The organism is Sphingomonas sp. (assembly GCF_035944535.1).
GTDB lineage: Bacteria > Pseudomonadota > Alphaproteobacteria > Sphingomonadales > Sphingomonadaceae > Sphingomonas_B.
Genome location: NZ_DASZBC010000014.1, coordinates 412,951 through 435,566, shown reverse-complemented (window position 1 = coordinate 435,566; position 22,616 = coordinate 412,951). Strand labels below are relative to the sequence as shown.

Genomic DNA, 22,616 nt, shown 5'->3' with positions numbered 1-22,616 from the left:
AAGCCGGATCGGGCATGATCTAGCCTTGCGGGCGCAGCTTGGCGTCGATCTCCTGCGCGCGCTGCGCGGCCGGACGGCTGGTCAGCCGACCGACATAGGCATCGAAACTGTCGCGCTTCGGCAGCGTGCCGAACTGCGTGCCCCAGACGATCTGCGAGCCGAGATAGACGTCCGCCGCCGTGAACCGGCCACCGGCGGCCCATTCATTCTCGGAGAAATGGCCATCGAGCACATCGACGACCGTGTCGTAATCGCCATAGCCGACCATCGCCTTCTTATCGGCCGGGATGTCTACGCCCAGCGTCTTGTCGATGATGGCGGCCTCCACGGGTCCGGCCCCGTAGAACATCCAGCGATAATAAGGCCCGCGCTCCTTGGAGCCAGGCGGCGGCGCCAGGCCCGCCTCCGGGTATGCATCGGCGAGATAGGCGCAGATCGCCGCGCCCTCGGTCACTACCACATCACCGTGCTTGATCGCCGGCACCTTCCCCATCGGATTGATCGCGAGATACTCCGGCGCCTTCATCGTCGTGCCATATTCCAACACCACCGTCTCATAGGGCGCGCCCACTTCCTCCAGCATCCAGCGGACGATCGCGCCGCGCGACATCGGGTTGGTGTAGAAAGTCAGCTCGGCCATGCGGCTCTCCCTTGTTCGAGTCGATTAGAACATAGCAGGAACAATCATTCAGGCCAAATGCGTCTTGAAGAAGGCCAGCGTCCGCTCCCAGGCAAGCTTTGCCGCCGCCTCATTATAGCGTTCGGCCGAGGTGTCGTTGTTGAAGGCGTGGTTGGCGCCGGCATATTCGTGCAGCGTCACCGGCTTGTCTGCCGCCTGCAGCGCGGCGACGAAAGGCCGCACCGTCCCAGCCACCCGCGCATCCAGCTCCGGCAAATGAAGCATCAGGGGAATGGCGACCTTGGCCGCCTCCTCGGGAGCAGGCGCCGGGCCGTAATAGCTCACCGTCGCCGCGAGCCCCGGCGCGTCGGCGACCGCAAGCCGGTTCACCATCGCCCCGCCCCAGCAAAAGCCGGTCACGCCCGCCTTGCGACCACCGGAGAAGCGCGGGAACACCGATTGCGCATCCTTCACTGTGTCGGCGAGGTCGAGCGCACCGATCATTTGCCGTGCCTTGTTCTCGTCGGCCGGGGTGCCGCCCGCAGGCGTCAGCAAATCGGGCGCGACCGCGCGATAGCCAGCCAGCGCAACGAGCCTTGCCACGTCGCGGATATGCTCGTTGAGGCCCCGATTCTCGTGAATGACGACAATGAGCGGCCCAGCCTTGCCGCGCGCCGGCTCGGCGACATAGGCGCTCATCGCCCGACCCGGCGCGCTCTCCCAACGATCCCTGCGCGTCTTCAGCCGCTTGTCGTCCGCCGGCACCACGGCCGCGGCAGCCGGCGAGGCAGCGATGGATGCTATCAGCGCCTCCGCTGCGGCGGCACCGCCAGCCAGCAGCGTCATCTCGCGCAGAAAGGCGCGGCGGTCGCGGCCTTCATGCGTGAAGGCATCATACAGTTCGATCGCCTGCTGGCGGATGCTGTCGTTCATTCACGCTCTCCTGCTTCTTCTTCCGTCATCCCCGCGAAAGCGGGGACCCAGCTGAAGCGAAGAACTGGGTTCCCGCTTTCGCGGGAATGACGAGGGGTATTATTTGGCCCTGTACCGGTCGAACCAGGCGATGATCGCCGCTGCCTTGGCCGCAGATTGCGACGGTCGGACGGCGAGGCCGCCATGGCTCGCGCCTGGAACCTTGACGAGCATCGTGGGCACGCCCTGCAGCTGGAGTGCAGAATAATATTGCTCGGCCTCGCTGACCGGGGTCCGGTAGTCCTCCGAGCCGACGACGACCAGGGTCGGCGTCTTCACATTCCCGACCAGCGACAGCGGCGAACGCGACCAGTAAAGCTGGGGGTCTTCCCATGGCTTCTTGCCGAACCAATATTTGGTGAAGAAGGCGGGGTTGTCGGCGGTCAGCGCAAAGCTCGCCCAGTCGATCACCGGCTTCTGAGTCGCGGCCGCCTTGAACCGGTCGGTCTTGCCGATGATCCAGCTGGTCAGCACGCCGCCGCCGGAGCCGCCGGTCACGAACAGATTGTTCGGATCGATCTGCCCGGTCGCGATCGCCGCATCGACCGCGCTCATCAGGTCGTCATAGTCGCGCGCCGGATAGGTCTTGTCGATCTCGTTGGCGAACGCCTCGCCATAGGAGGTGGAGCCGCGCGGATTGACCGACAGCACCGCATAGCCGGCACTCGCATAGAGCTGGTTGTCGGTCGCGAAAGACGGGCCGTATGCGGAGTGCGGGCCGCCATGGATCTCCAGGACCAGCGGGTGCTTGCCACCCGCGGCCGGCGTCGGGGGGAGCGTCAGCCAGGCGTCGATCGGCTTGCCGTCGAATGCGGTGACGTTGACCTTCTGCACCGCGCCCAGCGTCTTGCCCGCGAACAGTTCCTGGTTGAGCCGGGTCAGAGTCCGTGTCGTCCCGCCCCGCACCAGCGCGATGTCCGACGGGCGCTGCGGATTGCCGACAGTGGCGGCGACGGAGCCGTCTCGCGCCACGCTGAACTCGCCGCCGGTGTAGGGCCGGTCGAGCGCTGACCCGGTCAGCCCCTCGGCCACCGTCCGCATCGATCCGTCCATCCCAACGCGCGCGACCTTGGTGACGCCCTTGTCATCATAGGAGACATAGATGGCGCGGCTGTCTGCCGACCAGACCGGCGAGGAGACGCTGCGATCGAGCCGCGGCGTCAGCGCGCGCGGCGCGCCGCCGCCGGCGGGCATCACATAAAGCTCGTCCGCCTCATAGGCGCGTCCCGCATCGTCATAGCCGGTGAAGGCGATCCATTTGCCGTCGGGCGAGGTAACGGGATCCTGATCGGGGCCGCGGCGATCGGTCAGCGCACGGATGGCGCCGGTCTCGACATCCACTTCCTGCAGTTCGCTGTCATTGCCTTCCAGCTGCCATTTGTCGGTCAGGTTGGCGCTGAACAGCAACTTGCGGCCGTCGCTCGTCCAGTCGATCTGCCCGCCGATCGGCGCCTTGGCGAAGGTGACCTGGCGCGGCGCGCCGCCCTCGGCCGAAACCGTAAAGATCTGGGTAAGGCCAGGCTTCAGATAGCCCTGACTGTCGGTGCGATAGACGACGCGGTCATAGATTTCGAGCGGCTTGGCCCATTCCGCGCCTTCCGGTTTCTTGAGGGGCTTGCCCAGCGCGGGCGCCTCGGCGGGCACCAGCATGGTATAGGCAAGGCGGGTGCCGTCCGGCGACCAGACGATCTGGCCGGGCGAAGTCGGCAGGCCGGTGACGCGCGCAGTCTGCGCCGTCGCCATCCAGCGCACGAACAGCTGCGGCGCGCCGCCTTCCGCGGTCGAGACATAGGCAAGGCGCCGGCCATCGGGCGACCAGCGCGGGCTGGTGTGCGATCCCGGCCCGGCGATCAGCGGCGAATGGGCGCCGGTGCGCGTGTCGATCTGCCAGATGGTCGGCCGCGCGCGGTCGGTCATGATGTCGCCCGAGCGGCGGACATAGGCAATGATCGAACCATCCGGACTGATCTGCGGGTCGGTGGCGACTTCCAGGCTGAACAGGTCGCCACCCTGCAGCGTGCGGCTGGGGCCGTCGGCGGGCTGGGCGTGGAGGGGAGCGGCGAGACAGAAGGCAAGGGCGATCAATGGGCGGCGCATGGGTCAGCCTCTTATCGGCGCGCCGGGCCCCTGCCCGGCGCCTAATCTCCCCCCATGGAAGAAGAAAAGCGCCGGCTCAAGAGAGGGATGTCAGGAGAGGCGGACGGAAGCCGCCGCGGCCCAGGCGCTGGCCGCCTGGCTGTCGGTGCGGCCGCATTCGCTCGCCTCGCGCATAAGAGAGAGCATGTCGAGCACCGCCGGCCCGCGCTCGCCCCTGGCCAGCCGCCCTTCGAGCTTCCAGGCGAGATCGGCGACCGGTCGGATTTCATAGCGCTGGGCGAGGTGCCGCAGGTCCGAGGCCTTGTCGCACAGGCCGGCCACGGAACCGTACGGAACGGCCGCTCGCAGTCCGTCGATCCGCTCGCACAGATCCGCCTGAACCTGCTTCATCCCGTCCTGATGCATATGGCCCTCCAGATCTCTGCCAAGGAAGGCTAAGCAGCTCTTCGTGAAAGCCGCGTTAAGGCCGAGCGGCTTGACTCTGCGGCGGCTTGGCTGCATGGGGCGCGGCTGACAGAGCGGCGGCGACGCCGCTTTTCTTTTTCGCGAAATCAAGAGAGTTGGGCCATGGCCAAGCCGACCACCGTCAAGATCAAGCTCGTCAGCTCCGCGGACACGGGCTTTTTCTACGTCACCAAGAAGAACCCGCGCACCCAGACCGAGAAATTGAGCTTCCGGAAATACGATCCCGTCGCCCGCAAGCACGTCGAGTTCAAGGAAGCCAAGATCAAGTGACAAGCCTTTAGGCTCGTCATCCCGGCGCAGGCCGGGATCCAGCCCGAAAGCGACTCTGGGCTCCGGCCTTCGCCGGAGCACATCATCAGACCAGCGCCTCCACGCTCTCCACGAACCGTCCGACCGAGATCGGCTTCGACACATAGGCCTCCGCCCCCGCCGCGCGGATGCGTTCCTCATCGCCTTTGCCGGCATACGCGGTGACAGCCATGATCGGGATCGGCTTCAATTGCTCGTCCGCCTTCAGCGTCTCGATCAGTTCCAGGCCGCTGACGTTCGGCAACTGAATATCCATGATCACCAGATCGGGCGCGAACTCCCGCGCACGCGCGACCGCTTCGCGGCCGTCGCGCACCGGCACGGCGACATAGTCGTGCGCGCGCAACAAGTCGCAGAAGAGCTTGAGGTTGAGTTCGTTGTCCTCGACAACGAGCACTTTCTTACTCACAAGCACCTCACACTCTCGCCCCCGCACTTATCCACATAGACCATGCGCGCTCCACCAACAAACAATGCCTCGACGCTCGCCCTGATGGCACTGGCCTGGTGCCTGGAAGACTCGCGTCGGGCCGAGCGGTTGCTTGGCCTGACCGGGTTAACCACGAATGACCTGCGCGCCCGCATCGAGATGCCCGCCGTCCAAGCCGCTGTGCTCGGCTTCCTGGAGGCGCATGAGCCCGACCTGATCGCCTGCGCCCAAGCGATCGGCGTCAAGCCGGAGGAGCTCGTCGCGGCACAGCGGGAGCTGGAAGGATGAACCGCCCCCTCCTCATCACCGATTGCGACGAAGTGCTGCTGCATATGGTCAGCCATTTCCGGGCTTGGCTCGATGAAGCGCATGACGTGGACTTCGACTTGGCCGCCCGCGACTATTCGCGCGCCGTCCGCCACCGCAAGACCGGGGAAATACTGGCGCGCGAGCAAACCTGGCCGCTGCTGAACGCCTTTTTCGAGACTGAAATGCACCGCCAGACGCTCGTGCCCCACGCCGCCGAAGCGCTCGCCGAACTCGCCGAGATCGCCGATGTGGTGGTGCTGACGAACCTGCTCGACGAGCATCAGGAGCGGCGCATGGCACAGCTGGACGCGCTCGGCATTCGGCACCGCGTGATGTGCAACCAGGGCGGCAAGGGCACGCCAGTGACGGCGCTGCTCGAGGAATACCGGCCGAGCGCCGCCGTGTTCGTCGACGATCTCGCTATCCATCATGCCTCGGTCGCGAAGGCCGCGCCGCAGGTGCATCGGCTGCACATGATCGCAGAGCCGGAGCTGGCCGCGATCATGCCGCCCGCGCCCCAGGCCCATGCCCGTATCGACGATTGGACGGAGGCCAGGCACTGGATCCGACAGCGGCTGACCTCCGAGCTTGACGCGACGGCGGCGCCGGTGATTGGGGAGCCGTCATGAGCATCGACCAGCGCCTCGCCGAACTCGGCATCACCCTTCCCGAACCCGCCGCCCCGGTTGCCGCCTATGTGCCGGCCGTAGAGATTGGCGGCTTCCTCTATATCTCGGGCCAGGTGTCGCAGCGCGATGGCCAGCGGATCACCGGCCGGCTGGGCGAAGACATGGACCTGGAGGCCGGACGCGACGCCGCCCAGAGTTGCGGCATCATGTTGCTGGCCCAGATGAAGGCGGCGCTCGGCTCGCTCGACCGCGTCGCCCGCGTGGTGAAGCTCGGCGTGTTCGTGAACTCGACTGGCGACTTCACCGAACAGCCCAAGGTAGCGGACGGCTGCTCGCTGCTGATGGCGGAAGTGTTCGGAGACGCCGGAAAGCACGCCCGCAGCGCGGTCGGCGTGCCCAGCCTGCCGCTAGGCGTGGCGGTGGAGGTCGACGCGGTGGTGGCGGTCAAGGCCTAGCTGCGGAACGCCGCCCGCACCTGCGCGGCAAAGGTGCGGCCCACCGGCACGTTAAGGCCGTTCGACAAGTGCAGCCGGGCGCCTTCCATCCGCTCCACGGCATCGCGGCTCACCCACCAGCTGCGGTGCACCTGCAAGCCTTGGTGACCGTCATCGGCCGCGACCGCGTCGGCGAGCCTCATCAGCACGAGCGTCGATCCGCTCGATCGGTGCACGCGCAGATAATGATCCTCCGCCTCCAGCGCGATGACATCGTCGCCAAGCTCCCGCGGCAGGCGTGATGTCCGCGGTGGCTGGGAAGGTTCCGGAACGGCCGTGCCCCGCCTGACTGCAGCCGCCAGGATCAGCTGCACCAGCGCGACGGCAAAGTAGAGCGCGAGCAGGCGTCCCGGCGGAAAAACCCGTCCCGGCTGCACCAGGGAAAATAGCCAGGCGACGAAGAAGGTCATTGGCACCGCCGATGCCGCCGCCAGTGCCGCCGCGCGCAGCCAGGCCGATCGCCGGGTCTTGTCGCCGAGCAGCGCATCCGCCCCCCACAGGCAGAGCAGCCCAGCCAGCGCACTCGCGACCCAGAAGGCGTAACGCGCGCCCACGCTCATCGTCGCGGAGGAGCGGAAGGGCCCAAACACGCCGAGCAGCACGCCGACAAGCAGCGCCATGCCAAGCTGACGCAGCCAGTCCGGCCGTTCGCGCTTCGCCAAGCGCATCCATCTCGCGTCCGCGAAATCGAGCCGGTTCTTCACGAATGAGCGCCTTGTCTCACCGGCTACAGAGCCGCCACTCGTCGCGGGACCAACCACAAGGAGTGTTCATGCGCCTTCTCGCCGTCGCCGCTGCCCTGATTGCCGCCCCTGCCATGGGCCAGACCGTACCGTCGGCCGATGCCGGGCCCTGCACCAATCTTCCTGCCAGCACCTCGTCCAAGCCCGCCAACCTGCAAGGCACGTGGGACTTCGCGATGGATGCGGGCGGGCAGATTTCGCGCGGCACCATGGCGCTGGGGCCGATCGACGGCGCCTGGGGCGGATCCCTGACGATCTATGCGACCAACAGCCTCGCCATTCGCAAGCTGACGCTGGACGGTGCTGCGGTAACGATGGCGGTCGCGTCCCTCGAAGGCGATGTCGTGTTCACCGGCCGGCTTTTTGACGCGGGCGACATGATGTGCGGGACGGTCGCCTATCATGGCGGCCGCATCTTCCCGATGATCGCACGGCAACGCCCCGCCCTCCTCTATCCCCGCCAGCGCTGAGACCTATTTACGTCCGGCCTTCCACTTCTTCACCGCCGCCATGGTCCCGGACACATGCCCCTGCGGACTCATCGCCGTGTAGGCGTGGACGATCTTGCCGTTGGGCGCGATGACGTAAGAGGTGCGATTGGTCATGCCGGGGCGAACCTGCAGGGCCACGTCATAGGCCTTGATCATGGCAGGGGTGGCGGTCGCAACAGCGAACTTGTTGCGGCATTCCTCGACGGAGAAGCGCTGGAGCTTGTCGATGGAATCGGCCGAAACGCCCACCACGGTGGCGCCCAGCCTGTTGAACTCGGGCGTGGCCTCGGCGAACTCATGCGCCTCGATCGTGCAGCCGGGTGTGAAGGCGGCGGGGAAGAAATAGAGCACCACCGGACCCTTCTTCAGCGCCTGCTTCAAGGAAAAGGGGAAGGGCTTGCCGGCAAGCGCGCCTTGAGTCGTGAAATCGGGGGCTACGGCCCCGCGGGCGAGAGCCGCTTGCGCGGAGCCTGATACGAGCAGCAGCGACAGGCCGAGAGCGAAGCGGATCATGAGCGGCTCCTTGGAAAGGCGTTGGGGCGCCGCCAGCTTAAGCGCCCCAGGCCCAAGGTGCCAGTGTCAGTTCGCGGCCCAGGCGGTGAGAAAATAGGCCAGGATCATAACCGGACCCAGGATCAGCACGCTGATGAACAGGGCCAGCCTGACCAGCAACGGGTCGATCCCTGTTGCATTTCCCACTCCCGCGCAGACGCCCATCAGTCTGGCGTTGCCGCGATCGAGGCGGAATGCGGACATTTCACTTACTCCCGATCGGCGGTGGATTAGGCGATCATCGGGGCGGCGGCGGGGCCGACGGCGGCGACGATGAACATGGTGCCAACGGCAACCGCGGCGATGACCGAAGCGACCGTGTCGAACATCGATGAAAAGCGAGACATTTTGTTACTCCCTGATCTGCCGGTCGGACCTTCCGTCCGGCTATGCCAGGGACTTTGCACAGCCCGTGCCAAGTCGATCTCTCAGGGAGAAATCGGCTCCGACCCGACCGGAGTTGGCGGGAAATGCCAACTTCAGCTCATCTCACACCAAGATCAGGCGGCTTTCGCCATGGGCATCAGCGGGTAGAGAGACTTCTCCTCCCGCTCCAAGCGGCGGAGCAGCTGCACGATCAGCTCTTCGGCCGCAGCGCGATAGCCCGGCCAGTCGCTTTCGATTCGGGCCGCTGTCCAATCCCGGACATGACATTGCAGCGCGCAGCTCAACTGTCCGATTTCGTCCGCCATCTGCCGCGCCGTCTCCCCCGCGGTCCCGCCTGCCTTGTACAAAGCGGGGTAGAGGTGCAGTCCCTCATAGGCCAGATGCCCGGTCACGAGCCGCATCAGCTTCCAGCGGCAGTCCGCCAGCGAGCGCGCGTCCGGCGCCGGTCGTGCCAGCTCCAGCCGGTACAGTTTGGCGATTTCGCGCAGCGCTTCATGCTGCGCGCACATGGTTTCGACTTCGGCGACCTTTTTCATTGCCTCCCGAACTGACGCCGAAGAGTCAGCAAAGCCTTAAGAACGAAGCAGAAGTTCCACGGCTTCGGCCATGCGCACGTCGCGCTCGGAAAGGCCGCCCGCATCATGGGTGGTCAGCAGCATGTCGACCCGGTTCCACACATTCGACCATTCCGGGTGATGGTCGAATTTCTCGGCCAGAAGCGCGACGCGTGTCATGAAGGCGAAGGCTTCGGAAAAGTCGGCGAAGAGGAAGCTGCGGGTCAGCGCGTCACGCGCCTCGTCATAGTCCCACTCACCCAGCCGGTCGAGCGCCGCTGCCCGTTCCGCCTCGTTCAACTGCTCGACCATTGTCCGCATCCTCCTGCCTCGCCTATGTCACCGCCATGGCCGGACAGGCAAATTACGCACCCGACGCCGCGACGATCGAACGGCTCGCCCGCGACGCATTGGCGCGCTTGCCGGAGGCGTTCCGCGCCCATCTCGGCGATGTGGTGCTGCGCGTAGAGGAGTTCGCCGCGGACGCGGTGCTCGACGAACTCGGCATCGAGGACCCATTCGATCTCACCGGCCTCTATTCGGGCCGACCGGTCGGGGAGAAGTCGTCGGGTGACAGCGGTACGCTGCCCGACATGATCCACCTCTATCGCCGCCCGATCCTCGACGAATGGGTGGAGACCGGCGTCTCGCTGGAAGCCCTGGTCACGCATGTGCTGGTGCACGAAGTCGGGCATCATTTCGGCCTGTCCGATGCCGATATGCACGCGCTGGAAGAAGCCGCCGGGTGACGAGCCTCGCTTTCGACAGTGTCGCGTGCCTGCGCGGCGGCCGGCTGTTGTTCGCAGGCGTGAGCTTCGCGCTCGGCGCGGGCGAGGCGGCGGTGGTGACCGGCCCGAACGGCACCGGCAAGTCTAGCCTGTTGCGCATCGCCGCCGGGCTGCTCGAAGTCGTGGCCGGCCGGGTGGAGCGTGACGGCGCCGCCGCCCTGGCCGACGAGAATGCCGCGCTCGATCGCGAGCTGCCGCTTGAGCGGGCCCTCAGCTTCTGGGTCGGGCTCGACGGGCGCAATGACTCGGTGGAGGGAGCCATGGCCGCCATGGACCTTGGTCATCTTGCGCCCGTGCCGGTGCGGATGCTCTCGACGGGCCAACGCAAGCGCGCCGCCCTCGCCCGCGTGATCGCCAGCGGTGCCCCGATCTGGCTGCTCGACGAGCCGGCCAACGGCTTGGACGCGGAGGCGGTCGGACGATTGGAACGCGCCTGCGCCGAGCATCAGGCGGCGGGCGGGATTGTGGTTGCGGCGACGCATCAGGCTCTAAGCCTTCCCTCTCCAAAAACGATCCTCCTTGATCCGTTCGCTTCGAGCGAAGTCGAGAAGCGTATCTCGACTTCGCTCGATACGAACGGAGTTGGGGCAGGCTGATGTATTCACTCATCCGCCGCGATGTCGCCCAGGCCTGGCGCGCGGGCGGCGTGGTCCTCCCGGTCGTCTTCTTCCTGCTGGTGGCGACCTTGTTCGCCTTTGCGGTCGGACCGGACGCGCAGTTGCTCGCACGCACCGGCGGCGGGGTGCTCTGGATGGCGGCCTTGCTCGCCGCACTGCTGCCGGTGGACCGCCTGATCGAGCCCGACCGGTTGTCCGGAGTGCTCGATCAACTCGCGGTGCGCGGCCATTCGGACGAAAGCGTCGCCGCCGCCAAGCTCGCCGCGCATTGGCTGAGCTTCGGCCCGCCGCTGCTGCTGTCGGTGCTACCTGCCGCCGCATTGTTGCGGGTCGATGCGCAGACCTTGATCAGGCTGGAGGCAGGCCTCGCCATCGGCACGCCCGCGCTCGCCGCGCTGGGGCTGACGACCGCCTCGCTCACGGCCGGGCTACGCGGCGCAGGCGCGCTCGGCGGGCTGCTGATGTTGCCGCTCGCAGTGCCGGTGCTGATCTTCGGCGCCGGCGCACTTACCGACGGCAGCGGCAGCGCGCTGAAGCTGCTCGCCGCCGTGTCGCTGCTGCTAGTCGCGGGCGCACCCTTCGCCGCCGGCGCTGCGCTTCGAGCTGCGCGGACCTAACGCCCCACTTCGTCATTCCCGCGAAAGCGGGAACCCAGAGGGAGGAGAGAAGAAAGCTGGGTCCCCGCTTCCGCGGGGATGACGAAAGCTGTGTTAGCCCCTTAGCGTCGCGTGCAGCTTGGCCGCGGCGGCGACGATGCGGCCTGAGATCGCCGTGAGCTCCTCTTCGGTGAAGCTCTTCTCCCCCGGCTGCAGAGTCACTTCGACCGCAAGCGACTTCTGTCCTTCCGGTACGCCGGAGCCGACGAAGACATCGAACAGCCGCGCGGACGTGATTGCGTTCTTGTCGGCGCCGCGCACCGCCCGGACCAAGTCGGCGGCCGCGAGCGCCTCCGGCACCAGGAAAGCGAAGTCCCGCGTTACCGGCTGCAGCGCCGGCGGCGTATAGGGCGTGCGCATGCGCCCGGTCCCGCGCCGCGCCGGAAGGGCGTCGAGGAAGATCTCGCCGGCGACGACGCTGCCGTCGAGATCGAAGGCGTGGGCGATGGTTGGGTGAAGCACGCCGAACTCGGCCAGCACCGACTTCGGTCCCAGGCGCAGCGTCGCCGACTGGCCGGGATGATAGGCGGCGGATGCCTCGCCCCTCACCTGCAGATTTTCGACGGGCGCGCCGACCGCTTCCAGCAAGGCGATCACTTCCGCCTTGCCGTCATAGGCATCGAAGGGCTGCGCTTTCCCCGTCTTCCAGTCGCGCGCGGCGCGCTCGCCCGCCAGCACAAAGCCGACCGTCGGGCGTTCGGCGTCAGCGAAATAGCGCCGGCCCAGTTCGAACAGGCGCACCGACTTGGCGCCCCGGTCGAGATTGCGCTGCGCGGCGCTCATCAGCCCGATCAGCAGCGACGGGCGCATCACCTTCATGTCTTCGCTGATCGGGTTGTCGAGCGTCCAGCTGCCGCCGCCGAGCGCCTGCGCTTCCTTCTCCGACACGAAGCTCCAGGTCACCGCCTCGTTCAGCCCGCGCGCGGCGGCGATGCGGCGGACGCGGCGCTCGACCATCTGTTCGGGAGTTGCCGTCGGCTTGGCGACGCCGTCGGCGCGCGGCAGCGGCGTCGACGGCACATTGTCGATTCCGGCGATCCGCACCACTTCCTCGACCAGGTCGGCCGGACCGTCCACGTCGCGGCGCCAGGTCGGCACCGTCACGTCCCAATCGGGGGAGACGATGAAGCCCAGCCGCTCCAGGATCGCTCGCTGCTCGTCTGCCGGCACGTTCAGCCCGCCGAGCGCGACGCACAAAGCCGGATCGTAGCGGAGCTGCTTAGGCTCGGCCGGCGGCTCGCCGGACCGGAACGGCTCCGACGCTTCGCCGCCGCAAATGTCGAGGATGCGGCCGGTCAGGATCGCCATCGCATCGTTCAGAAAGGCCGGGTCGACGCCCCGCTCGAACCGCGCCCGCGCGTCTGACGTAAGCCCCAGCGCCTGGCCGGTGCGCGCGATCCGCTCCGGCTTGAAATAGGCGATCTCGAGCAGGATGTCCGTCGTGTCCTCGGCGACGCCCGAATGCTCGCCGCCCATTATGCCGCCGATATCGTGCACGCCACCGTCGTCGGCGATCACCGTCATCTCGGGCGTCAGCGCATATTCCTTGCCGTTGAGCGCGAGCGCGGTTTCGCCGTCGCGCGCCCGCCGCGCCACCACGGCGCCAGAGAGCTTGGCCAGGTCATAGGCATGGCTCGGCCGACCATGATCGAGCATCACATAATTGGTGATGTCGACGATGGCAGAGATCGGCCGCTGCCCCACCGCCTTAAGCCGCCGCTGCAGCCAGTCGGGCGAGGCGCCGTTGCGCACGCCGCGAATGACGCGGCCAAAGAAAGCAGGGCAGCCCTCCGGATCATCCGTCCGCACTTCGACCGGCGAGACAAAGCTGCCAGCGATCTTCGGCACGTCGAGCGGTTTTAGCGTGCCCAGGCCGGCGGCGGCCAGATCCCGGGCGATGCCGCGCACGCCCATGCAGTCTTGTCTGTTGGGCGTGACGGCGATGTCGATAACCGGGTCGTCGAGTCCCGACCAGGCTGCGAAGCTTGTCCCCACCGGCGCGTCGGCGGCGAGCTCGATGATACCGTCATGATCCTCTCCGAGCTCCAACTCGCGCGCGGAGCACATCATGCCGCGACTTTCGACGCCGCGGATCGCCGCCACCTTCAGCGTGATGCCGGAGCCGGGCACATAGGTACCTGGCGCGCCGAACACGCCGACCAGGCCTGCACGGGCATTTGGCGCGCCGCACACGACCTGCATCGGCCCGTCGCCCGCATCGACCGACAGCACCTGGAGCTTGTCCGCCTGCGGATGGCGGTCCGCGGTCAGCACCTTGGCGATGCGGAAGGCGGCCAGCTTCTCGGCCGGGTTCTCGACGCCTTCCACCTCCAACCCGATGCGGGTCAGGGTGGCGACGATCTCGTCGAGGCTCGCGCTCGTGTCGAGATGGTCCTTCAGCCAGGAGAGGGTGAACTTCACTTTTGGGCTCCGTTCGTTTCGAGCGACGTCGAGAAACGGCTGCGCGGCAATAAGGCGTGTCTCGACTGCGCTCGACACGAACGGGGAAGGTGGGCATGCATCATGCGCCCACTCCTCCGCTGAGCGTGGGCACGTCCAGTGCCTGAAAGCCGTAATGCTTCAGCCAGCGCAGGTCGCCGTCGAAGAAGGCGCGGAGGTCGTCCATGCCATATTTGAGCATCGCCAGCCGGTCGACTCCGGTGCCGAAAGCGAAGCCGCTATATTCGTCCGGATCGAGCCCGCAGGATTCGATGACGCGGCGATGGACCATGCCGGAGCCGAGCACTTCCATCCAACCTTCGGACCCGCCGACGATGCGGCGTCCGTCCTTCAGGCTATAGCCGACATCCACCTCCGCCGAGGGTTCGGTGAACGGAAAATAACTGGGCCGCAGCCGCAGCATGACATCGTCGCGCTCGAAGAATGCCTTGAGAAACGTCTCCAGCGTCCATTTTAGATGGCCGAGATGGATGCCGCGGTCGATCACCAGACCTTCGATCTGGTGGAACATCGGCGTGTGCGTCGCGTCGCTGTCGGAGCGATAGACGCGGCCCGGCGCGATGATGCGGATCGGCGGCTCCTGCGACGTCATTGTCCGGATCTGCACCGGCGACGTGTGGGTGCGCAGCAGCATCTTCTTGCCGTCCCGCGCCATGTGATCGGGAAAATAAAAGGTGTCGTGCATCGCTCGCGCCGGATGCGTCTCCGGAATGTTGAGCGCGGTGAAGTTGTGCCAGTCGTCCTCGATTTCCGGACCGGTCGCCACCGCAAAGCCCATGTCGGCGAAGATCTCGGCAAGCTCGTCCATCACCTGGCTGACCGGATGAACCGATCCGCGCGGCCGTTCGGGCGCGGGCAGGCTCAGATCGAGCCGCTCGGAGGCGAGCCGCGCTTCGAGCGCCGCGCTCTCCAGCACCTCTTTGCGCGCGGCGATTGCGTCGGCCACCGCCTCGCGCAGCCCGTTGATCCGGGGCCCTTCGCTCTGCCGCTGTTTGGGCGACATGCCGCCCAGCGTCTTGAGCAACGCCGTCACCTGCCCCTGCTTGCCGAGCAGGCGCACGCGCTCGGCGTCCAGCGCCTCGAGAGCGGCCGCAGCGCCGATGGCGGCAAGAGCCTCGGCCTTGATCTGTTCGATGTCGGTCATTGCCGGCTCCCAAAGCAAAAGGGAACGGGGGGCGCAAGCAAAGCGTCTCTGAACCTTGCTGGCGCCTGACGGGCCGATTCCCGGAGTGTTCAGCCCGAATCGGCCAGAGGAGCCTCCGTCCAGATCAAACCAGGAGGACAGTAATGCGTAAGTTTCTCATCTCGGCTCTGATCGCCGCAACCGTCATGCCCGCCGCCGGAGCGAGCGCACAAAGCTATGGCGAAGCGCGCCGCAGCCAGGAGCGTGTGCGTGAAGAGCGCCAGGAGTTGCGGGATGCCCGCCGTTATGGCGACCGCCGCGACGTCCGCGAGGAGCGCGAAGAGCTGCGCGATGCTCGCCGCGAGGCGCGCGAGGATTGGCGCGATTACCGCCGCAACAATCGTCAGGTCTACACGCTGCCGCGCTACTACGCCCCGCGGGGCCTGACTTATCGTCCGGCGCGTGTAGGCGTGGTCCTGAACCGCGGATTTTACGGGCAGCGCTATCTGATCGCCGATCCCTATCGCTATCGCCTGCCGCGTGCGGTCGGCGTGCAGCGCTGGGTCCGCTACGGCAACGACGTGCTGCTGGTGAACACCCGCAACGGCCGCGTGCTGCAGGTGATCCCGAACTTCTTCTACTAAGAAGACCTTCCTCGTCATTGCGAGGAGCCCGTCGACGCCGCCTGCGGCGTCGCTCAGGATAAACTGCGGCTCAGCCGCAGCGACGAAGCAATCCAGATGGCACGGAGCTGCTGGATTGCTTCGCTTCGCTCGCAATGACGATCCACCTTCACCTGACCGGACGGCTGTCCTAAAGGCGCAACACAGCCTTTCTTCGGAGTCCCTGATGCGCCTCGCCCTGCTGCTCGCTTCCGTCGCCCTTGTTGCGCCCGCCACGCTCCTCGCCCAGACCGCCGCTGCCATTCAGGCCGACGCCAATGGCGAGCTGAAGAAGCTTTTTCACGAAAGCGACGAAGAGCAGCTGAGGCTTAATCCATTGTCGGCGATCTTCCGCGGCGACATGCGCTATGCCGATCGTCTGGGCGAGTTCGGCACCGATGCCTATTACAACGCCTCGCGCGCCGCCGCCGAGCGCGACCTGCAGCGCCTCCGCGCGATCGACCGCGCCAGGCTGACGCCCACCAACCAGATTGCCTATGACGTGTTCGAGTTCCAGACGCTCGACACGATCGAGAGCCTGAAGCCCGAAATGCTGGCGCTGACTGCGGTGCGGCCGGTCGACCATTTCTTCGGCTTTCACGTCTTCTACCCCGGTTTCGCGTCCGGCAAGGGCGCTGCGCCGTTCAAGACGGTCCAGGATTACGAAAACAATCTGAAGCGCCACCGCGACTATGTGAAGGCGATCGATGTCGCCATCATGCGCTTTCGCCAGGGCATGGCCTCGGGCGTGGTCCAGCCCAAGCTGGTCGTGAACAACGTCATCGACCAGCTCAACCTGCAGATCGATCAAGGCGTAGAGGGCTCGACCTTCTACCTCCCGGTCAAGGCTTTCCCGGATGGGATCTCAGCCGCCGACCGGACCCGCCTCACCGCCGAATATGCCGCCACGCTGAAGGACGGCATCCTGCCAGCCTATGTGCGGCTTCGCGACTTTCTGAAGAACGAATATCTGCCGGTCGCCCGCGAAGGCCATGGCCTCGTCCACATGAAGGGCGGCGACAAGCTCTACGCCTATCTGGTGCGCAACAATACGACGCTCGACATGACTCCGGAGCAGGTTCACCAGCTTGGCCTGTCCGAAGTCGCACGCATCAAGAACGACATGGAGGCGATCCGGACGCGCGTCGGCTTCACCGGCACTTTGTCCCAGTTCTTCGAGCATCTGCGCACCGACGCCAAGTTCAAGCCGAAGGACCGGGAGGGCTATCTCCAGGCCTATTACGCCATCGGCAAGCGCGTCGACGCCCGCATCCGCGAGCAATTCTCGACCATTCCGAAGACGCCGCTCGAGATCCGCTATTACGAGCCCTATCGCGAGAAGACCTCGGCCGGCGGCAGCTATGAGCCGGGCTCGCCGGACGGCAAGCGGCCGGGCGTCTTTTACTTCAACGCCTATGACCTGCCGTCGCGCTCGCTGAACGGCATGGAGACGCTTTACCTGCACGAAGGCGCGCCGGGCCACCATTTCCAGATCGCGCTCGCGATGGAGAATGCGGAGCTGCCCGCCTTCATGCGCTTTGGCGGCGTCACCGCCTATTCCGAGGGCTGGGGCCTTTATGCCGAGCAGCTCTGGAAAGAGCTCGGCATGGAGACCGACCCCTATCAGCGCATGGGCGGCTTGCAGGACGAGATGCTGCGCGCAATGCGGCTCGTCGTCGATACCGGCATCCACGCCAAGGGTTGGACCCGCGACCAGGCGATTGCCTACATGCTCGGCAACTCTTCGATGAGCCGGACCGAGGCGACCGCCGAAGTCGAGCGCTACATCGCCATCCCCGGCCAGGCGCTCGCCTATAAGGTCGGGCAGCTGACCATTTCGCGCGTTAAGGCAAAGGCGCAGAAGGAGTTGGGCGCGAAGTTCGACCCGCGCGACTTCCACGCCCAGGTGCTGATGACCGGCGCTCTGCCGATGGCGGTTCTGGAGAAGAAGATCGACAACTGGATCGCGGCCAGGAAGGCAGCTTGAGCCTTCTGTCGTCATTGCGAGAAGCGAAGCGACGAAGCAATCCAGCGGCTCCGAGCGAATGGATTGCTTCGCTGCGCTCGCAACGACCACAGCATCGGTCGCCAGGATTGCGGAGGTCAGCTTCCGACTACCTGCTTCACCTCGATCAGGATCGTGGAGCCGGTGCCGGCAATCCTCACCTGCGCATAGTCGCGGGTGAGAAGCCGCTTCTCGAAACTCACTCGCGTCCAGTTCTTCAGCTCGGCACGAGGCGTGTCGGCAAGCACGGTGAGCGTCAGGCACAGGGTATCGGGTTCGCCTGACCGTGAGCGGCCTTCCTTCAGAAAGGCCTGGGCATAAGGGTGGGTGCAGACCTCGCCCTCGACGGTCAGCTTCGGGACCGATCCGGGCCGCACCACCGCCGACCAGCCCCGCGTCTCACGCTTCATGGCTTTGCCTTCCTTTTCAGGAGCTTGTGCCGGCCCCGCTCCAGTCCCGCTCCGGCCCGTCGCGCTTTCGCCTGGCGTGCCGCGCGGTTCCGATCACCAGCAGCAGGATCATCGGATAGCTCCAGGCGGCGAGCAGGATTGCATAGGCGACCGGCTCGATCCGGTAATCCAGGCCGCGGACCAGATGCGCACCCGTGCCGAGCGCGTGAAAGGCCGCAAGCCAGAGCGGCCAAAAGCGATCGGCATATAGGGCGACCGCCAGCAGGATCGCCAGCAGCGCCAAATCAATCGCCAGCACGCCCCAGTCGACGGCGACGAACCGCACCGCAAAGGGCTGATAGGCGAGCCGCGTCAGCAGTCCGGCGAGTAGCAGCGACACACCCACGATCCGTTCGGGTGCGCCGCCCCGCCACACCGCATAACCGGAGGCGAGCAGGAGCAGGAGATTGAAGAAAATGACCCGTTCCACACTCGCGCTCCGTGTTCGATCAGGCGACGACCTTCAAGTGCATCGGCGCCTTGGCCGTGCTCGGATCGACGATCTTCGGGCATTCGGACTCATCGCCGAAGTTGCGGACGCCGATGCTGGCGGGCAGTTCGGCAAGCGCCGCATGCGCCTCGATCAGCTTCTGGCGCACCCGCACCAGATCGGCAGTGGCATCCATCACCATCTGGATTTCGGCCAGGCCCGTATTGATCGGCAGATTAGCCGAGGCCCGCATGTCGATCATCGTGCGCAGGCATTCGGCGCCCAGGAAAGCGGCCTGGTCGGCCGCTGCTTCTAGCTTCCGGAAGTCGGCGGCCACGCGCTGGACCGCTTCGCGTCGTTGCTTCAGCATTATCGTCACTCCCTCGACCGGCGCGTCGCGCCTGTTCCGTCACCGGCTGGGAGCGGTTCGCGACGGTCCGGCGAGGCTGGACAGGGTCTGGCCCAGGTTCAGCAGCGCCATCGACGACATCGAGATGAGGAAGATCAGTCCCACGATCACGCCGAGCCGCTGGCCCTTGGTGAGTGTGTTCCGCGCTTCCCCACCGCTCCCGGTCGTGGGCGGCATCCCCAGCAACCGGCGAACGAGCCACCACGGCTCGTCACCGGCAGTTCGGCTGATCGAGGGGACGGGGGGAAGGTCGAACGGTTCGGATGTGGTCTGTTCGTATGCGGGGAAGCCCTCTTTCGCCGCCAGCATGCGGGCCGCGGCGAAGCGCGAGGTGACGCCCAATATCTGGACCGCGCGCTCGATCCTCTTGTCGACCGCGGAGGGCGAGATGCCGACAATCTCGGCGATCTCCTTGGAATTGTGATGCGCGTACACAAGGCGCAGGCACTCACGTTGTGCTTCGGTCAGTTGATCGAGCGCGCCCCTGGCCATTTTTCCCTTCTACCCTGTGCGGCCACCTGCTCCAAGCAGCCGCGAACGAGGTTAACGGCTCATTATCCATTCCGCCCCAAAACGAGCCGAATGGAGAAAAGCCCATGCGCCTGATCGTGCATGCCGGGCTGCACAAGACCGGCTCGACTTATCTGCAGCACATCATGAACGACCATCATGCGGAGCTGCGCGCGGCGGGCGTCTGGTATGAGCGCCAGGACGGATATCCGGCCCACCATTTCGCGGCTTGGGCGATGCTACGCGGCGATATGGCGCCGCTGGAGCGGATGATCCGCGAGGCGGCGCAGTCCGGCTGCGGCACGGTGATCCTCTCATCCGAGGATTTGGAAGGCGCGCTGTTCGACGGCGTCACCGCAGCTGGCATCGAACGCGCCGCGGCAGCGATGGGCGTGGAGAGCGTGGAATGGCATGTCTGCCTGCGCGACCCGGGCGAAGCTTTCTCAAGCCTCTATGCCCAGTTGCAATATCATGTCTTCGCCGACCCGGCCTCGATGCTCTGGGAAGTGCTGCGCGACGGCATGCTGATGATCATCGATCCGTTGCGTGGCGCGCCTGGCACGCCCTTCTGGTGCTTTGCGTTCGACCATGAACGCTATCTCGGCGCCTTCGAAGACCAGCACGAGCTGATCGCGCATGATTTCCGCGACACCGATCCCTTTCCCGGCTGGGGCGTACTTGATGCTGCCGGCGTGCTGGACGTTGTCCATCGGCTGCCGGGCGCCGACGCGCGCAATGCGCGGCTCGGCCCCGATCAGGTGCGCGCCGCCTATGCCGAGCAGATCCTCCAATGGCTGCCGGATGCGCACCACCGCGCAGCGCTTCAGCCAGTCCTCGATCAGCAGCTGGAACTGCACGCCGCGGCCGTTCCCGCTTATGCCGCTTTGGTCAGCGCCCGCTTCGCGCCCAGCATGGAAGCCGCCATGGCGCGCTTCGGGGCCGGCCAGCAGCCGCTGCGGGCGGTAGCCTAGAAGATTCTCGTCATCCCCGCGAAAGCGGGGACCCAGCTTCTTCTCTCTTTACCGCCGCTGGGTTCCCGCTTCCGCGGGAATGACGAACGAGATTTCCACAGATTTCTGATCGGTGCAGCAGTCTCAGTCGTACCGGGTCTACCCCCCAAACCCGCCCATTCCCCGACCTCGGAACAGCGGCGAAACGAATCGTTTGAGCGACGAACGGTTCGCCGCATCAGCCACTTAGTATCTTGCGTCGAGTCCCCGCTTGGAACACAATCTGTAGCGTTCACGACGGGGGCTCACACAAGACGTGGTATTCACGTCCGCGCGACACCATATTGCGCGGGACGGCGGAGCCATGCCCTGTGGAACATGGGGACGGCGCTAAATCGCCGCCCCGGACGAGCCCCTCAAGTGTTACGGATTGGTGGCTTGCCCGAATCGAACAGATCGGGAACATGAGGGGCGCAGGATGGATTTCAGGGACACGCAGGAGTCGAGCATGAGCACGACCACTCTCGAGGCGCCGGCCATGGCTGGGACCGGCAGCGGCAGCAGCGAAGTGCGCCCGCAGCCCTATGCCGTCGAAGTCGATCACAGCCGCGATTCGCTGCTGACCGATTTCGGCAAGGAGACCCTCAGGGACCGCTACCTCCTGCCCGGCGAATCCTATCAGGACCTGTTCGTCCGCGTCGCTTCCGCTTACGCAGACGATGCTGCCCATGCGCAGCGGCTCTACGACTATATCTCGCGGCTCTGGTTCATGCCGGCGACGCCCGTGCTGTCGAACGGCGGCACCGGCCGCGGACTGCCGATCAGCTGCTATTTGAACTCGGTGGACGACAGTCTCGAAGGCATCGTCAACACCTGGAACGAGAATGTCTGGCTCGCCTCGCGCGGCGGCGGCATCGGCACCTATTGGGGCAGCGTGCGCGGCATTGGTGAGCCGGTCGGCCTCAATGGCAAGACCAGCGGCATCATCCCCTTCGTGCGCGTCATGGACTCGCTGACGCTGGCGATCAGCCAGGGCTCGCTGCGCCGCGGCTCGGCCGCCTGCTATCTCGACATCTCGCACCCGGAGATCGAGGAATTCCTCGAGATCCGCAAACCCTCGGGCGACTTCAACCGCAAGGCGCTGAACCTCCATCATGGCGTGCTGATCCCCGACGCCTTCATGGAAGCGGTGCGGGAGGGCGCCGAATGGGTGCTGCGGTCGCCGAAGGACGGGTCGGAGCGCGGCAAGGTCGATGCGCGCGCGCTGTTCCAGAAGCTGGTCGAGACCCGGCTGGCGACCGGCGAGCCCTACATCGTCTTCTCCGACCATGTGAACAAGGCGATGCCGCGCCACCACCAGGAGCTCGGCCTCAAGGTCTCGACCTCCAATCTCTGCTCGGAAATCACGCTGCCGACCGGCCGCGACCATCTCGGCAACGACCGCACCGCCGTCTGCTGCCTCTCGTCGCTGAACCTCGAGACTTGGGACGAGTGGAACGGCGACAAGCAGTTCATCGAGGACGTGATGCGCATGCTCGACAACGTCCTGCAGGACTATATCGATCGTGCGCCCGAGGAAATGGCGCGCGCCAAATACAGCGCTGAGCGCGAGCGGTCGGTTGGCTTGGGCGTGATGGGTTTCCACTCCTTCCTGCAGGCGCGGGGCATTCCGTTCGAGTCGGCCATGGCGAAGAGCTGGAACCTGAAGATGTTCAGGCACATCCGCGCCGGCGCCGACGAAGCGTCGATGCTGCTCGCGACCGAGCGCGGCGCCTGCCCGGACGCGGCCGAGCGCGGCGTGATGGAGCGCTTTTCCTGCAAGATGGCGATCGCGCCGACCGCGTCCATCTCGATCATCTGCGGCGGCACCTCGGCCTGTATCGAGCCGATTCCGGCCAACATCTACACCCACAAGACGCTGTCGGGCAGCTTCTCGATCCGCAATCCCTATCTGGAAAAGCTGCTGATCCAGAAAGCGAAGAATTCGGACGCGATCTGGAATTCGATCCTGGAGAAAGGCGGCTCGGTCCAGCACCTCGACTTCCTCACCCAGGAGGAGAAGGACTGCTACAAGACCAGCTTCGAGATCGATCAGCGCTGGCTGCTCGAACTCGCCGCCGACCGCACGCCCTATATCGACCAGTCGGCGTCCTTGAACCTGTTCATCCCGGCCGATGTCGAGAAATGGGACCTGCTGATGCTCCATTTCCGCGCCTGGGAGCTGGGCATCAAGTCGCTTTACTATCTCCGCTCCAAGTCCGTGCAGCGCGCGGGCTTCGCCGGCGGCGTCGAAGCCGACAACACGCCCGACCTGCGCCAGATCGAAGTGGAGGCGAAGGATTATGACGAGTGTCTGGCTTGTCAGTAGGCGCCCGCGCCTCGTCCGGCTCAGGCACCTTAAACTCGGTTCGGGCTGAGCTTGTCGAAGCCCACCCTTTTCTTCTCGCGCAAGGAAAGGGAGGCCTTCGACAGGCTCAGGCCGAACCGGATGTGGAGTCCGGAGCTG

At 65.9% G+C, this 22,616-nt stretch carries 28 protein-coding genes; 12 read left to right on the top strand and 16 right to left on the bottom strand.

The features are described 5' to 3' along the window. Positions 1-19 precede the first annotated feature (19 nt). The 4 genes from VGT77_RS15300 to VGT77_RS15285 all read right to left on the bottom strand — a co-directional run bounded on the left by VGT77_RS15300 (position 20) and on the right by VGT77_RS15285 (position 4,093). A complete protein-coding gene (locus VGT77_RS15300; protein WP_327463945.1) occupies positions 20-640 on the bottom strand; it encodes a glutathione S-transferase family protein in 621 nt (206 codons plus the stop codon). Between the two features lie 48 nt (positions 641-688). Continuing rightward, positions 689-1,552, bottom strand: coding sequence for a dienelactone hydrolase family protein (locus tag VGT77_RS15295; protein WP_327463944.1), 864 nt, complete (start codon positions 1,550-1,552; stop codon positions 689-691). A gap of 99 nt (positions 1,553-1,651) precedes the next feature. Then, the gene (locus VGT77_RS15290; RefSeq protein ID WP_327463943.1) at positions 1,652-3,688 is read right to left on the bottom strand and encodes a S9 family peptidase; all 2,037 of its coding nucleotides are present in this window, start codon (positions 3,686-3,688) and stop codon (positions 1,652-1,654) included. Positions 3,689-3,778: 90 nt separating this feature from the next. Continuing rightward, entirely contained in the window at positions 3,779-4,093 is a 315-nt protein-coding gene (locus tag VGT77_RS15285) for a hypothetical protein (RefSeq protein WP_327463942.1), read from the bottom strand. A 162-nt stretch (positions 4,094-4,255) separates the two neighbouring features. On the opposite strand from VGT77_RS15285, the gene rpmG reads away from it, so the two are divergent. Then, on the top strand, positions 4,256-4,423 hold the full coding sequence (gene rpmG / locus VGT77_RS15280) for a 50S ribosomal protein L33 (RefSeq protein WP_046348982.1): 168 nt from the start codon (positions 4,256-4,258) through the stop codon (positions 4,421-4,423). Positions 4,424-4,508: 85 nt separating this feature from the next. Here rpmG and VGT77_RS15275 read toward each other — a convergent pair whose 3' ends face one another. Continuing rightward, positions 4,509-4,871, bottom strand: a complete 363-nt coding sequence (locus tag VGT77_RS15275; protein ID WP_327463941.1) for a response regulator — start codon at positions 4,869-4,871, stop codon at positions 4,509-4,511. A 42-nt stretch (positions 4,872-4,913) separates the two neighbouring features. Here VGT77_RS15275 and VGT77_RS15270 point away from each other — a divergent pair, with 42 nt between their 5' ends. Genes VGT77_RS15270 through VGT77_RS15260 form a run of 3 tightly spaced genes read left to right on the top strand, consistent with a single transcriptional unit; the run spans position 4,914 to position 6,285 of the window. After that, positions 4,914-5,180, top strand: a complete 267-nt coding sequence (locus VGT77_RS15270; protein WP_327463940.1) for a DUF3572 domain-containing protein — start codon at positions 4,914-4,916, stop codon at positions 5,178-5,180. Further along, positions 5,177-5,830: an HAD family hydrolase gene (locus VGT77_RS15265; protein ID WP_327463939.1), complete on the top strand. Its 654-nt coding sequence runs from the start codon at positions 5,177-5,179 to the stop codon at positions 5,828-5,830. Before VGT77_RS15270 ends, VGT77_RS15265 begins: the two co-directional genes overlap by 4 nt. Next, positions 5,827-6,285, top strand: coding sequence for a RidA family protein (locus tag VGT77_RS15260; RefSeq protein ID WP_327463938.1), 459 nt, complete (start codon positions 5,827-5,829; stop codon positions 6,283-6,285). Before VGT77_RS15265 ends, VGT77_RS15260 begins: the two co-directional genes overlap by 4 nt. Here VGT77_RS15260 and VGT77_RS15255 read toward each other — a convergent pair. Beyond that, complete coding sequence (locus VGT77_RS15255) at positions 6,282-7,028, bottom strand: LytTR family DNA-binding domain-containing protein (RefSeq protein WP_327463937.1); 747 nt, start codon at positions 7,026-7,028, stop codon at positions 6,282-6,284. The two genes, VGT77_RS15260 and VGT77_RS15255, sit on opposite strands and share 4 nt — an antisense overlap. A gap of 68 nt (positions 7,029-7,096) precedes the next feature. On the opposite strand from VGT77_RS15255, the gene VGT77_RS15250 reads away from it, so the two are divergent. Next, positions 7,097-7,537, top strand: coding sequence for a hypothetical protein (locus tag VGT77_RS15250; RefSeq protein ID WP_327463936.1), 441 nt, complete (start codon positions 7,097-7,099; stop codon positions 7,535-7,537). A gap of 3 nt (positions 7,538-7,540) precedes the next feature. Here VGT77_RS15250 and VGT77_RS15245 read toward each other — a convergent pair whose 3' ends face one another. The 4 genes from VGT77_RS15245 to VGT77_RS15230 form a co-directional block, all read right to left on the bottom strand. Continuing rightward, positions 7,541-8,071 (bottom strand): peroxiredoxin, encoded by a 531-nt coding sequence (locus VGT77_RS15245; protein WP_327463935.1) that lies wholly within the window; start codon positions 8,069-8,071, stop codon positions 7,541-7,543. Positions 8,072-8,137: 66 nt separating this feature from the next. Then, positions 8,138-8,314 (bottom strand): PspC domain-containing protein, encoded by a 177-nt coding sequence (locus VGT77_RS15240; RefSeq protein ID WP_327463934.1) that lies wholly within the window; start codon positions 8,312-8,314, stop codon positions 8,138-8,140. Positions 8,315-8,610: 296 nt separating this feature from the next. Then, positions 8,611-9,033: a hemerythrin domain-containing protein gene (locus VGT77_RS15235; protein ID WP_327463933.1), complete on the bottom strand. Its 423-nt coding sequence runs from the start codon at positions 9,031-9,033 to the stop codon at positions 8,611-8,613. Between the two features lie 36 nt (positions 9,034-9,069). After that, positions 9,070-9,363, bottom strand: a complete 294-nt coding sequence (locus VGT77_RS15230) for a 4a-hydroxytetrahydrobiopterin dehydratase (protein WP_327463932.1) — start codon at positions 9,361-9,363, stop codon at positions 9,070-9,072. A gap of 35 nt (positions 9,364-9,398) precedes the next feature. On the opposite strand from VGT77_RS15230, the gene VGT77_RS15225 reads away from it, so the two are divergent. From VGT77_RS15225 to VGT77_RS15215, 3 genes are read left to right on the top strand one after another with little or no spacing between them, the layout of a single operon-like run. Next, the gene (locus VGT77_RS15225) at positions 9,399-9,800 is read left to right on the top strand and encodes a metallopeptidase family protein (protein ID WP_327463931.1); all 402 of its coding nucleotides are present in this window, start codon (positions 9,399-9,401) and stop codon (positions 9,798-9,800) included. Beyond that, on the top strand, positions 9,797-10,435 hold the full coding sequence (ccmA, locus tag VGT77_RS15220) for a heme ABC exporter ATP-binding protein CcmA (RefSeq protein WP_327463930.1): 639 nt from the start codon (positions 9,797-9,799) through the stop codon (positions 10,433-10,435). The genes VGT77_RS15225 and ccmA overlap by 4 nt, the downstream gene beginning before the upstream one ends. Further along, positions 10,435-11,073: a heme exporter protein CcmB gene (locus tag VGT77_RS15215; RefSeq protein WP_327463929.1), complete on the top strand. Its 639-nt coding sequence runs from the start codon at positions 10,435-10,437 to the stop codon at positions 11,071-11,073. Before ccmA ends, VGT77_RS15215 begins: the two co-directional genes overlap by 1 nt. 93 nt (positions 11,074-11,166) lie before the next feature. On the opposite strand, the gene pheT is transcribed toward VGT77_RS15215, so the two are convergent. Both pheT and pheS read right to left on the bottom strand, forming a co-directional pair. Further along, entirely contained in the window at positions 11,167-13,533 is a 2,367-nt protein-coding gene (gene pheT, locus VGT77_RS15210) for a phenylalanine--tRNA ligase subunit beta (protein WP_327463928.1), read from the bottom strand. 100 nt (positions 13,534-13,633) lie between these two features. Beyond that, complete coding sequence (pheS, locus tag VGT77_RS15205) at positions 13,634-14,716, bottom strand: phenylalanine--tRNA ligase subunit alpha (RefSeq protein ID WP_327463927.1); 1,083 nt, start codon at positions 14,714-14,716, stop codon at positions 13,634-13,636. A gap of 143 nt (positions 14,717-14,859) precedes the next feature. Between pheS and VGT77_RS15200 the strand changes: the two genes are divergently transcribed. Further along, entirely contained in the window at positions 14,860-15,339 is a 480-nt protein-coding gene (locus tag VGT77_RS15200) for an RcnB family protein (RefSeq protein WP_327463926.1), read from the top strand. Positions 15,340-15,544: 205 nt separating this feature from the next. Further along, positions 15,545-17,344: a DUF885 domain-containing protein gene (locus VGT77_RS15195; protein WP_327463925.1), complete on the top strand. Its 1,800-nt coding sequence runs from the start codon at positions 15,545-15,547 to the stop codon at positions 17,342-17,344. Positions 17,345-17,460: 116 nt separating this feature from the next. Here VGT77_RS15195 and VGT77_RS15190 read toward each other — a convergent pair whose 3' ends face one another. Genes VGT77_RS15190 through VGT77_RS15175 form a run of 4 tightly spaced genes read right to left on the bottom strand, consistent with a single transcriptional unit; the run spans position 17,461 to position 19,142 of the window. After that, the gene (locus VGT77_RS15190; RefSeq protein WP_327463924.1) at positions 17,461-17,772 is read right to left on the bottom strand and encodes a hypothetical protein; all 312 of its coding nucleotides are present in this window, start codon (positions 17,770-17,772) and stop codon (positions 17,461-17,463) included. A gap of 16 nt (positions 17,773-17,788) precedes the next feature. Then, a complete protein-coding gene (locus VGT77_RS15185) occupies positions 17,789-18,241 on the bottom strand; it encodes a hypothetical protein (RefSeq protein ID WP_327463923.1) in 453 nt (150 codons plus the stop codon). 19 nt (positions 18,242-18,260) lie between these two features. Next, the gene (locus tag VGT77_RS15180) at positions 18,261-18,611 is read right to left on the bottom strand and encodes a hypothetical protein (protein WP_327463922.1); all 351 of its coding nucleotides are present in this window, start codon (positions 18,609-18,611) and stop codon (positions 18,261-18,263) included. Between the two features lie 39 nt (positions 18,612-18,650). After that, complete coding sequence (locus tag VGT77_RS15175; RefSeq protein ID WP_327463921.1) at positions 18,651-19,142, bottom strand: helix-turn-helix transcriptional regulator; 492 nt, start codon at positions 19,140-19,142, stop codon at positions 18,651-18,653. Between the two features lie 104 nt (positions 19,143-19,246). On the opposite strand from VGT77_RS15175, the gene VGT77_RS15170 reads away from it, so the two are divergent. Together VGT77_RS15170 and VGT77_RS15165 are read left to right on the top strand one after the other, a co-directional pair. Continuing rightward, entirely contained in the window at positions 19,247-20,131 is an 885-nt protein-coding gene (locus VGT77_RS15170; protein ID WP_327463920.1) for a hypothetical protein, read from the top strand. Between the two features lie 487 nt (positions 20,132-20,618). After that, positions 20,619-22,478, top strand: a complete 1,860-nt coding sequence (locus tag VGT77_RS15165) for a ribonucleoside-diphosphate reductase subunit alpha (RefSeq protein WP_327463919.1) — start codon at positions 20,619-20,621, stop codon at positions 22,476-22,478. Positions 22,479-22,616 lie beyond the last annotated feature (138 nt).